This window comes from Kitasatospora sp. NPDC059571 (genome assembly GCF_042735675.1).
Lineage (GTDB): Bacteria > Actinomycetota > Actinomycetes > Streptomycetales > Streptomycetaceae > Kitasatospora.
Window position 1 is genome coordinate 1 of sequence record NZ_JBHWBW010000232.1, and the last position, 11,762, is coordinate 11,762.

Below are 11,762 nucleotides of genomic sequence, written 5' to 3' on the forward strand. Positions count from 1 at the left end.
GCCGCTACTGCGGTGGGCGGGCGTCCGGCGTGCGGCGAAGGTCAGGACTGGCTGCCGTCCTGGACCGGGATCGCCTGGGTCACCACGCGCTGCGCGGCCTGCTCGGCGCCCTCGGCCGACTCCTTCGGCGGGCTCATCGCGGACAGCAGCTGCCGGGCCAGGCCCAGGCCGGTGCCGCCCATGGTCAGCGCCTTGGCGAACATGTCGCCCATGCCCTCGGCGCCGTTCAGCAGGACCATGTGCTCGACGTTGCCGAACGCGTCCGCACCGGCGCGGACGATCTCCGGCCAGTTCTCGGCGAGCTGCTGCGCGACCACGGCCTCCTGGTTCTCCGCCAGGGCCGCGGCACGGGCCTTGATCGCCTCGGCCTCGGCGAGACCCAGCGCGCGGGCCGCCTCGGCCGCCGCCAGACCCTTCGCCTCGGCCGCCGCCGCCTCGGCCTGGCCGGTCGCCTTGGTGGCCTCCGCGGACGCCAGACCGCGGGCCCGGGTGGCCTCCGCCTCGGCGTTGGCCGCGATCTTCACCCGGTTCGCCTCGGCCGCCGCCTTCAGCTCGGTCTCCCGGGCGAGCGCCTCGGCCGCGGAGATCCGCGCGTCACGGTCGGCCTGCGCCTTCGTCCGGGTCTCGTACGCCCGGGCGTCGGCCGGCTTGCGGACGTCCGCCTGGAGCTGCTGCTCTTTGCGGTGCGCCTCCAGCTCGGCGACCTTGGTCTCCTGGACGACGACCTCCTGCCGCGCGGCGGCCTGCGCCAGCGGGCCGGCCTGCATCGCCCGGGCGGTCGCGGTCTCCATCTCGGCCTGGTAGCCGGCCTGCTGGATACCGGAGTTGCGGGTCGCCTCGGCCTTGCGGGCGAACGCCTCCTGCTCCGCCTGGGTGGCCTGCCGGTCTGCCTCCGCGGCCGCGATGCGCGCGTCGCGCTGGACGGCCGCGGCGTGCGGCGCGGCGAGGTTCTTGATGTAGCCGGTCGGGTCCAGGATCTCCTGGATCTGCAGCGAGTCGATGATCAGGCCGAGCTTCTCCATCTCGGCGCCGGACGCCGCCCGGGTCTCGCCGGTCAGCCGCTCGCGGTCGCGGATCATGTCCTCGACCGTCAACCCGCCGACGATGGAGCGGAGGTGGCCGGCGAACACGTTGTGCACCCGGTGGCCCATCATCTTCTGCTGGTCCAGGAAGCGGCGTGCCGCGTTCGCGATGGACACCGGGTCGTCCCCGACCTTGAAGATGACAACGCCCTTGACGTGCACCGGAATACCCTGCGACGTCACGCACTCGACGTCCAGGTCGGCCTCGTTCAGGTCCAGGGACAGCTTGCGCACCACCTGGACGCCGGGCATCACCAGGGTGCCGCGGCCGGTGACGATCCGGAACCCCAGCCCGTCCGCGACCCCCTCGGAGCGGTGCTTGGAACCGGAGATGATCAGTGCCTCGTTCGGCTCGGCGACCCGCCACATGAGCTTGAAGAGCACGATCAGGATGATGAGTGCGGCCAGGCCGGCCGCTGCTGCGATGCCGATGAGCATCGGCTGATTCCCCCTTCAGGGCACACCCGTGTTCCGTGGCTGCGCTCTGTTGTGCAGGAAGGCGCGGAACGCGGTGGCAGCAGGAGATTCTGCGCCTCTCCCGATCACTTGGGAAGAGCATTTTGTCGAGCCTTTGCTGCAACTGCGTCCCGGCCCGGTCACCGCCGTCCGCAGCGCCGCCGACCGCCCCTGGCGGCCGGTCAGATCAGCGGGGCCACGTACACCGTCCGCGGCGGCTGGTACTCGACCACCACCACCGCCGTCCCCGGCGACAGGCTCTCCCCCGGCACCGCCGGGTACGCGAGGAACGCCTCGGTGCCGCCGCGCCCGGGGACGTGCACCATCACCTCGCCGACCAGACCCGGCCCGACCCGGCCCGTCACCCGCCCCGTGCTGCCCACCATGCGCCCAGTGTGCCCCGGGAGTCCGCTGGCCGGAACCCGTCTGGACCGGGGCGGGAGCGCCCGCTACGGTGTTGACGTCTTGTTGCAGGCAGCCGCCTGCGACCAACGGGAGCTCGGAGCACCGGGCTGAGAGGGCGCTGAAAGGTCCGCGGGTACGCGAACCGACCGCTGCGCCGACCGCAGGAACCTGACCGGGTAATGCCGGCGTAGGGAGTAGAGGTCTGATGACCACGTTCGAAGCACAGCCGCAGTCTGCCTCCGGCCGGGCGGCCGGCACCGTCCGCAGCGCGTCCACCGGCTACCCCACCCCGGCCTGGCGCAAGGCCTACCGCGAGGGCAGCCGCCCCGACCTGCGGGTCCCGTACCGCGAGGTCGACCTCACCAACGGCCGCAGCGTCCCGCTGTACGACACCTCCGGCCCGTACACCGATCCGTCCTACGAGGCGGACGTGCGGCGCGGGCTGCCCGCGCTGCGGGACGCCTGGATCCGCCAGCGCGGCGACGTCGAGGAGTACGACGGCCGGGAGGCCAGGCCGGAGGACGACGGGATCCGGCACACCGCGCCGCGCGGGGGCAACCTGCGCAACCTCGACGCCGTCTTCCCCGGCCGGCCGCGCCGTCCGCTGCGCGGCCGCGGCGGAGCCGCCGTCACCCAGCTCGCCTACGCCAAGCAGGGCGTGGTCACCCCGGAGATGGAGTTCGTGGCCCTCCGCGAGGGCCTGGCGCCGGAGTTCGTCCGTGCCGAGGTGGCGCGCGGCCGGGCCGTCATCCCGGTCAACGTGAACCACCCCGAGGTCGAGCCGGCCATCATCGGCACCAACTTCCTGGTGAAGATCAACGCCAACATCGGCAACTCCGCGGTCACCTCCTCCATCGAGGAGGAGGTCGAGAAGATGACCTGGGCGACCCGCTGGGGCGCCGACACCGTCATGGACCTCTCGACCGGCCGCAACATCCACACCACCCGCGAGTGGATCCTGCGCAACTCCCCCGTGCCGATCGGCACCGTGCCGCTCTACCAGGCGCTGGAGAAGGTCGACGGCCGCGCCGAGGACCTCAGCTGGGAGGTCTACCGCGACACGGTCGTCGAGCAGTGCGAGCAGGGCGTCGACTACATGACCGTGCACGCCGGCGTGCTGCTGCGGTACGTCCCGCTCACCGCCCGGCGCAAGACCGGCATCGTCTCGCGCGGCGGCTCGATCATGGCGGCCTGGTGCCTGGCGCACCACGAGGAGAACTTCCTCTACACCAACTTCGAGGAGCTCTGCGACATCCTCGCGGCCTACGACGTCACCTTCTCGCTCGGTGACGGCCTGCGGCCCGGCTCCATCGCGGACGCCAACGACGACGCCCAGTTCTCCGAGCTCCAGACGCTCGGCGAGCTCGGCCGGATCGCCCGTGAGCGCAACGTCCAGGTGATGATCGAGGGCCCGGGCCACGTCCCGATGCACAAGATCAGGGAGAACATGGACCTCCAGAAGGAGATCTGCGACGAGGCGCCGTTCTACACCCTCGGCCCGCTCACCACGGACGTCGCGCCCGGCTACGACCACATCACCTCGGGCATCGGCGCCGCGATGATCGCCTGGTGGGGCACCGCCATGCTCTGCTACGTCACGCCCAAGGAGCACCTGGGCCTGCCCAACCGGGACGACGTGAAGACCGGTGTCATCACCTACAAGATCGCCGCCCACGCCGCCGACCTCGCCAAGGGGCACCCGGGCGCCCAGGAGTGGGACGACGCGCTCTCCGACGCCCGCTTCGAGTTCCGCTGGGAGGACCAGTTCAACCTGGCGCTCGACCCGGAGACCGCGCGCGACTTCCACGACGAGACGCTCCCCGCCGAGCCCGCCAAGACCGCCCACTTCTGCTCCATGTGCGGCCCCAAGTTCTGTTCCATGAAGATCAGTCAGAAGATCCGCGACGAGCACGGCGACGGAGCGACCGCCGTCGAGTCCGGCTACGACGCCGAGGCCCTGGCCGGCATGCAGGCCAAGTCCGAGGAGTTCGCCGCCCAGGGCAACCGGGTGTACCTGCCGCTGGCTGACTGACCTGCAGACGAGCGCCGTCCCGAGCGACTTTCGCCTTCCGGGACGGCGCGTCGCCGTACAGGCCTACCGGGCGGCCGGACGACGGGTGAACGCCAACCGTCCGTGCTCACCCGCCGCCGGGCATGGCCGGACGGCCTGGTCCGCGCCGGCGGCGCGTCGGCAGGAGCCGTTCTGCCGACGTGTGCGGCGGTGCTCCTCAGCGCCACCGCATCCGATATGACCGCTCAGCCGTGTTCTTGAGCCATTTGTACGGACGTCGACCCTTCTGGGTACGCGCGGGTGGAACGTCGACGCCGAGGGAGCCGACGTCACCCCGGACGCTGATCGGCGTCCACCTCACCACGAGGTGACCGGAAATTGTTTCCGGCTCGCGGCAACCCTTTGCGGAGCCTGTGACCACAAGGAAGCAGATCCGGCCAGTGCCGGTGTCCCGATCCGCCTTCTGTCGTGCACAGTTCGCAAGGAGAACGTCCACCCATGAGCAACCCCCTGAACGGCGGGCGCCGCGGGCGTCACCGCCGTCGTCTGAGCGCCACCGCTCTTGCGCTCGGTGTGCCCCTCGCCGGCGTCTCGTACTTCATGTTCACACCCGAGGACTCCCAGGCCGCGACGGTCGACAGCGGTGCTTACTACAGGCTGGTCTCGGTACGCAGTGGCAAGGTGTTGGACGTCAACGGCTTCTCCACCGCCGACGGCACCCGGATCCAGCAGTGGACCGACCAGAACACCGCCAACCAGCAGTGGCGGCTGAAGTCCACCGGGGACGGCTACTACGAGCTGGTGAACCGCAACAGTGGCAAGGTGCTGGGCATAGCGGGCGACTCGACCGGCCAGGCGGCTGCCGCCGAACAGCAGACGGACCGCTCCTCCGCCTCCCAGCAGTGGCGGATCGGCGATGTGAGCGGTTCCGACGCCGTCACCTTCACCTCGCGCAAGAGCGGTCAGGTCCTGGACGTCACGGGCAACTCCATGGACCAGGGCGCGCAGATCATCCAGTGGCCCGGGTGGGGTGGTGCCAACCAGCAGTGGAAGCTGGTGAAGGTGGCTGACAGCGGCGGTGCGCAGACCGGGTCCGGATCGTACGTGTGGCGGAACGCCCCGGTGGCGGGCGGCGGTTACGTGACCGGCCTGGTCTTCAACCAGAAGGAGAAGGGCCTGCTGTACGCGCGCACCGACATGGGTGGCGCGTACCGCTGGGACACCGGCGCCGAGCAGTGGACACCGCTCACCGACTGGGTCGGTCAGAAGGACTGGAACCTGCTGGGCATCGAGTCGCTGGCCACCGACCCGGTCGACCCGGACCGGCTCTACCTCGCGGCCGGCACCTACACCAACGACTGGGCCGGCAACGGCGCGATCCTGCGCTCCACCGACCGCGGCCGCACCTTCCAGCGTACCGACCTGCCGTTCAAGCTGGGCGGCAACGAGGACGGCCGGGGGGCGGGCGAGCGCCTGGTGATCGACCCCGCGAACCACGACACCCTGCTGCTCGGCACCCGCAAGAACGGCCTGTGGCGCAGCACCGACCACGGCCAGACCTGGAACCAGGTCTCCTCGTTCCCGGTCAAGAACGGCGCGAGCTTCGGCACCGGCATCTCCTTCGTGACCTACGGCCCGGCCGGCAGCAACACGATCTACGTCGGCGTCGCCGACAGGTCCACCAACCTGTACCGCTCCACCGACGGCGGCAACACCTGGCAGGCCGTCTCCGGGCAGCCCACCGGCCAGGTGCCGCAGCACGGCGTGCTCTCCGGTGACGGCTCGCTGTACCTGACGTACAGCAACGCCCCCGGGCCCAACGGCGTGACGGCGGGTTCGGTGTGGAAGTACAACACCTCCGGCGGGGCGTGGAAGAACATCTCGCCGTCCCAGGGCGGCTACGGGTTCGCCGGTCTGGCCGTCGACCCGCAGAAGCCGTCCACGGTGATGGTCACCACGCTGGACCGCTGGTGGCCGCAGGACGAGGTCTACCGCAGCACCGACGGCGGTGCGACCTGGAAGACCCAGTCCGACAGGTCCGTGCGCGACGCCTCCATCGCCCCGTACCTCGGCACCGGGATCGGGCACTGGATGACCGCGCTGAGCATCGACCCGTTCGACTCCGGGCACGTGATGTACGGCACCGGCAACGGCATCTGGGCCAGCAAGGACGCCAACGCGACCGACAACGGCGGCACCAGCCACTGGTTCATCGGAGCCCGCGGGCTGGAGGAGACGGCGTACTACGACGCGGTCTCCCCGCCCGGGGCCGCCGCCCTCATCACCTCGCTGGGCGACCAGGGCGGCTTCGTGTACGACGACCTCACGAAGGAGCCCACCGGGCGGCTGACCAACCCGGAGATCTACAACAGCACTTCCGTCGACTACGCCCAGTCCACCCCCTCGCTGGTGGTCCGGGTCGGCCGGGGCGGCAAGCAGGACGGCGCCCTCTCCACCGACGGCGGCCACACCTGGAACGGCTTCAAGGGCGAGCCGGTGCCCAGCGCGGACAGCGGCCGCATCGCGATCGCGGCGGACGGCTCCAGCTTCGTCTGGACCGAGGCCGGCCAGGCCCCGTACCGCTCCACCGACCGGGGCGCGAGCTGGTCGAAGGTCAACGGCCTCGGCAACGATGCCGTGGTCGTCGCCGACCGGTCCTCGGCCAGCACCTTCTACTCGCTGAACAACGGCACGCTCTACGCCAGCACCGACGGCGGCGCGAACTTCACCGCCCGCGCCGGCAACCTGCCGGGCGGCAAGCTCAGCGCCGTCCCCGGCGTCGCGGGCGACCTGTGGCTCGCCGGCGACGGCACGGGTCTGCTGCACTCCACCGACGGCGGCCGCAGCTTCACCAAGCTGTCCTCGGTGGAGTCCGCCTCCGCCGTCGGCTTCGGCAAGGCCGCACCGGGCACCTCGTACCAGGCGCTGTACCTGATCGGCACCGTCAAGGGCGTCGCCGGCGTCTTCCGCTCCACCGACGAGGGCGCCGGCTGGGTCCGGATCAACGACGACGCCCACCAGTGGGGCAACTTCGCCGGCCAGCGCATCGTCACCGGTGACCCCGACACCTACGGCCGGGTGTACATCGGCACCAACGGACGCGGTCTCCAATACGGCGACCCCTCCTGATCCCGACCCCCTGGGCGGGGCCGCGGCCGCACGGCCCGCGGCCCCGCCGCGTCTGATGGAACACCAATGGCCCGTCGCGCCGACGACGCCGGGAATGCCGCGGGCTCCCGCGCGATCCGGGGCGGCCTCGCCGCGACGGGACGAGGGCCGCGCCGATCGCGGGCTCGACCGAAAAGTTCTCCCGATCACGGCAACCTTCGCGTGCGTGGCGGCAACTGGCAGGTAACCGTGGCCGAGACCAAGGCCCACTGCGCCAGAGAGGCAAGTTGTTGTCGGATCAGAAACGCTCTCATCGCCGCCGGCCGCCGACCCGCCGCCTGATCGCCGCTGCCGTGGTGCTCGCCGCCGTGGGTGCAGCCGTACCACTGGTCGCCCAGGCCGCGTTCACGTCGAACGCCGGCACGCCGACCACCCTCGCTGACGCAGCGGCCGTCAGCGGCCGCTACTTCGGCACGGCCGTGGCCGCGGGCAGGCTCGGCGACTCCACGTACTCCACCGTTCTCGACCGGGAATTCAAGATGGTCACCCCGGAGAACGAGATGAAGTGGGACGCCGTCGAGCCCTCCCGCGGGTCGTTCAACTTCGCCCCCGCCGACTCGATCGTCAACCACGCCGCCGCACACGGCCAGAAGATGCGCGGCCACACCCTGGTATGGCACTCCCAGCTTCCCGACTGGGTGAAGTCCGTCAAGGACGCCAACACCCTGCGCGGCGTGATGAACAACCACATCACCCAGGAGATGACCCACTACAAGGGCAAGATCTACGCCTGGGACGTGGTCAACGAGGCCTTCGCCGACGGCGGCAGCGGCCAGCACCGCAGCTCGGTGTTCCAGAACGTGCTGGGCAACGGCTTCATCGAGGAGGCCTTCCGCACCGCCCGGGGCGTCGATCCCGCGGCCAAGCTCTGCTACAACGACTACAACCTCGAGAACTGGACCGACGCCAAGACCCAGGGCGTCTACAGCATGGTCAAGGACTTCAAGTCCCGCGGTGTGCCCATCGACTGCGTCGGCTTCCAGAGCCACTTCGGCGCCGGCGGCCCGCCGGCAAGCTTCCGGACCACCCTCGCCAACTTCGCCGCGCTCGGCGTGGACGTGCAGCTCACCGAGCTCGACATCGCCCAGGCGTCCCCCACCGCCTACACGAGCGCCGTCCAGGCCTGCCTCGGCGTCGCCCGCTGCACCGGCATCACCCTCTGGGGCATCCGCGACAGCGACTCCTGGCGCGGCGGCGAGAACCCGCTGCTGTTCGACGGCAACGGCAACAAGAAGCCCGCCTACAACGCCGTCCTCACCACCCTCGGCGGCGCCGGCGGCAGCACGCCGGACGGCGCCATCAACTCCGGCACCGTCTACACGCTCTCCGCGATGGGCGCCGCCGGACGCGTCCTCGACGAGCCCGCCGGACAGAAGGGCAACGGCACTCCGCTCCAGGTCTGGGACGCCAGCGGCGCCACCAACCAGCAGTGGCGGGCCAACAAGAACGGCGACGGCTCCTACACCTTCACCAACATCGCCAGCGGCCGGGTCCTGGACGATCCGGCCGGCCAGGCCGCCAACGGCACCAAGCTGCAGGTCTGGGACAACAACGGCGGAGCCAACCAGCACTGGAAGGCCGCCCGCAACGGCGACGGCTCCTACACCCTCACCAATGTCTCCTCCGGCAAGGCCCTGGAGACCCCCGGCAACCAGACAGCCAACGGCACCGCCGTCCAGATCTGGGACTCCTGGGGCGCCGCCAACCAGCACTGGACCCTCCGGCCGGCCGGGTCGCCCACCCCGGCTCCGACCCCGACAACTCCCGCGCCCAGCGGCACGTGCGCCCTTCCCTCGACGTACCGGTGGTCCTCCACCGGCGCACTGGCGCAGCCGGCGAACGGGTGGGCGTCGGTGAAGGACTTCACGAACGTCGTGTACAACGGGAAGCACCTGGTCTACGCGTCGAACGTGTCGGGATCGTCGTACGGCTCGATGATGTTCAGCCCGTTCACCAACTGGTCGGACATGGCGTCCGCCGGGCAGAGCGGGATGGGCCAGGCCGCGGTGGCGCCCACGCTGTTCTACTTCGCGCCGAAGAAGATCTGGGTGCTCGCGTACCAGTGGGGCCAGTGGCCGTTCGTCTACCGGACGTCCAGCGACCCCACCAACCCCAACGGTTGGTCCTCGCCGCAGCCGCTCTTCACCGGCAGCATCGCGGGTTCCGGCACCGGCCCGATCGACCAGACCCTGATCGCCGACGACCAGAACATGTACCTGTTCTTCGCCGGTGACAACGGCAGCATCTACCGGGCGAGCATGCCGATCGGGAACTTCCCGGGCAGCTTCGGCTCCTCCTACACCACGGTCATGACCGACACCGTGAAGAACCTGTTCGAGGCCCCGCAGGTCTACAAGGTCAAGGACCGGAACCAGTACCTCATGATCGTCGAGGCGCGCGGCGCGAGCGAGCAGCGCTACTTCCGCTCGTTCACGGCCACCAGCCTGAACGGCTCGTGGACACCGCAGGCCGCCACCGAGAGCAACCCCTTCGCCGGCAAGGCCAACAGCGGCGCGTCCTGGACCAACGACATCAGCCATGGCGACCTGGTCCGCAACAACCCGGACCAGACCATGACCATCGACCCCTGCAACCTGCAGTTCCTCTACCAGGGCAAGTCGGCCACGGCGGGCGGCCCCTACGACCAACTGCCGTACCGGCCCGGCGTCCTCACCCTGCAGCGCTGACCCGCCCGATCCGCGGTGATCACGATCGGGTGCGGCCTGCCGGCACGTAGGAACGGGCCCGACTCGACCTGTTGACCGGTACCACCGCACAGGGGCCCCAGCCGTGCGTCGGCGGGGGCCTGGGAGGGCGGAGAACTCTTCCCAGGAGAGCGCTTCGGCATGCGGCGACGGCGGTGGACCTCCCGGCGGAGGACCGCGGGAGCCGCCGCGTCGGCTCATGCGGACCCGGCGGCCAGCAGGCCGGCGGCGTGGTCCGCGGTGAGCACGCCGAGGCCGAAGCCGTCCTCGTCGACGACCGGCCAGACCGCCAGGTGCTTGACCCGCATCGTGACCGCGGCCAGGGCCAGGCCCATGGCCGGCCAGGCGAACGGGCCGCGCTGGTGCGCGGTGGCGCTGATCGCGGTCCGCTCGGTGTACCAGGAGCGGGTGAGGAACGGATGGAGGCCGCTGCGGGTGACCAGTCCCTCGCAGCGGCCGTCGTGGTCGCGGACGAGCAGGTACTCGACGTGGGCGCTGTGGAAGATGTCGTTGGCCCGGTCGACGGGGCTGTCGTCGGCTATCTGGTAGTCGCAGGATTCCATGGCGTCGGCGACCGTGAGGCCCTGGCCGGGCCGTGCCGACTGCGGGGGGTGGGTGGTCACGGCGTTCACCGCTTCCCGTCTCCGGCCGCCCGCGGGCACTGCCGGGCCGACCTTGAACCCAGAACGAAGCCGGCACGGGTACCGGAATGCGGGATGCCCTGGATGTGTCCGAGCCTACTCCCGCGGTGCGCGGCCCAGGGGGACCGCGGCGGAGTACCGTGGGAGGCAACCGAGGACATTCCGCACACCGGCACCGGCGCCGGCGTCGCCCTGGGTCAACAATTGGTCCTTCCCGGACCGGACGGGCGGCCCCTCGTGATGCCGATCCCTCTTCCCGTACCCCCCTCTTCCGAGCCGTGGTCGGCGCCCGGGGTCCCGCTGCTGCCGCGCCTGCTGCTGGAACCGACCCTGGCGCGGGGGGGCGTCTTCGACGGCGCGTGGTGGCCCCGCTCGAACCGTGTCCTCACCGAGCTGCCGGACCTGATCACCGCGCTCGGAGCCCATGTCGGACGCATCGTCCGGGTCGGCCTCGACACCTCCGCCTGGGACGCCGTGCCGAGGTCCGTCCTGGCGAACGGCCTGATGGTCAGGGTCAACTGGTTTGCCGGCAGCGATGCGACGATCAGCGTCACACGGGGCTTCCAGGATCACTTCCTGCTGCTGGTCGTACCGCCCTGCACCGCCCCGGACACGGCCGCCTCGGCGATGGCCGGAGCCTCGGTTACCGGTAACCACACCCCGGCATCCGAACTGCTGTTCGGCTGACCGGGGGCCGTCATCGCGGCGGGCCCGGTGCACGGCTGAGGCCGCTTCCGACGGAGCTCCGCACGAACAGCGGGGAGAGGCACGGCGACGGAGAGGCCTCTCCGGAGCACGACGAGGCGGCGGTCAGCGGGACATCCGGTGCGAGGCCCGGCGGGCGGCGGACGGACGCGAGCGGTCCGCGCCGTTCAGGGTGAGCTGGCGCACGAGTTGGTGCAGGGAGGCGACGGCGGTGAGCGGGGGAAGTCCCGCGACCGCGATGTAGGGCATCATGTGCGGCTCGTCGGCGATGCAGAGCGCCGTGGAGAAACCGGAGAACAGGACCAGGACCGCCCAGGGGTACACGACGCGGCGCCCCTCCAGCGCGGCGCGCAGCACCGAGAGACAGCAGGCGAGCCACGGGCCGTTGACGATGATCGGCCACAGCTGCGAGAGACCGTGCGGCAGTTGGAGGGACGCGACGCCCTGGAGCGGGTGGTAGGAGACCATCCAGCCCACCACGCAGACGACCACGAACGTCGCCGCGGTGAGCGCGACGAAGAGCGCGCTCAGCGCCTGTGGCCACTGCACCGGCGCTGACGGCCCCGACCGCCTCCGGCCGTGCGCGGGC

General features: G+C 71.0%; 8 protein-coding genes and 1 riboswitch. Of the genes, 4 read left to right on the forward strand and 4 right to left on the reverse strand.

What is annotated here, in order from left to right; genetic code table 11:
* Positions 1 to 41: 41 nt before the first annotated feature.
* Both ACFV0G_RS23580 and ACFV0G_RS23585 read right to left on the reverse strand, forming a co-directional pair.
* The gene (locus tag ACFV0G_RS23580) at positions 42 to 1,520 is read right to left on the reverse strand and encodes an SPFH domain-containing protein (RefSeq protein ID WP_380551248.1); all 1,479 of its coding nucleotides are present in this window, start codon (positions 1,518 to 1,520) and stop codon (positions 42 to 44) included.
* Positions 1,521 to 1,720: 200 nt separating this feature from the next.
* On the reverse strand, positions 1,721 to 1,924 hold the full coding sequence (locus tag ACFV0G_RS23585; RefSeq protein ID WP_380551251.1) for a hypothetical protein: 204 nt from the start codon (positions 1,922 to 1,924) through the stop codon (positions 1,721 to 1,723).
* 95 nt (positions 1,925 to 2,019) lie between these two features.
* Positions 2,020 to 2,158, forward strand: a riboswitch (TPP riboswitch).
* On the opposite strand from ACFV0G_RS23585, the gene thiC reads away from it, so the two are divergent.
* From thiC to ACFV0G_RS23600, 3 genes are all read left to right on the forward strand, one after another.
* A complete protein-coding gene (thiC, locus tag ACFV0G_RS23590; RefSeq protein WP_380551254.1) occupies positions 2,149 to 3,975 on the forward strand; it encodes a phosphomethylpyrimidine synthase ThiC in 1,827 nt (608 codons plus the stop codon). Its footprint overlaps the riboswitch before it by 10 nt.
* A 477-nt stretch (positions 3,976 to 4,452) precedes the next feature.
* On the forward strand, positions 4,453 to 7,083 hold the full coding sequence (locus tag ACFV0G_RS23595; protein WP_380551257.1) for an RICIN domain-containing protein: 2,631 nt from the start codon (positions 4,453 to 4,455) through the stop codon (positions 7,081 to 7,083).
* 317 nt (positions 7,084 to 7,400) lie between these two features.
* Entirely contained in the window at positions 7,401 to 9,809 is a 2,409-nt protein-coding gene (locus ACFV0G_RS23600; RefSeq protein ID WP_380551269.1) for a non-reducing end alpha-L-arabinofuranosidase family hydrolase, read from the forward strand.
* 215 nt (positions 9,810 to 10,024) lie between these two features.
* Here ACFV0G_RS23600 and ACFV0G_RS23605 read toward each other — a convergent pair whose 3' ends face one another.
* A complete protein-coding gene (locus ACFV0G_RS23605) occupies positions 10,025 to 10,450 on the reverse strand; it encodes a CBS domain-containing protein (protein ID WP_380551260.1) in 426 nt (141 codons plus the stop codon).
* Between the two features lie 258 nt (positions 10,451 to 10,708).
* Between ACFV0G_RS23605 and ACFV0G_RS23610 the strand changes: the two genes are divergently transcribed.
* Complete coding sequence (locus ACFV0G_RS23610; RefSeq protein ID WP_380551263.1) at positions 10,709 to 11,155, forward strand: DUF5994 family protein; 447 nt, start codon at positions 10,709 to 10,711, stop codon at positions 11,153 to 11,155.
* Positions 11,156 to 11,278: 123 nt separating this feature from the next.
* On the opposite strand, the gene ACFV0G_RS23615 is transcribed toward ACFV0G_RS23610, so the two are convergent.
* A partial coding sequence (locus ACFV0G_RS23615; protein ID WP_380551266.1) for a DUF2637 domain-containing protein occupies positions 11,279 to 11,762 on the reverse strand: 484 nt, incomplete at its 5' end.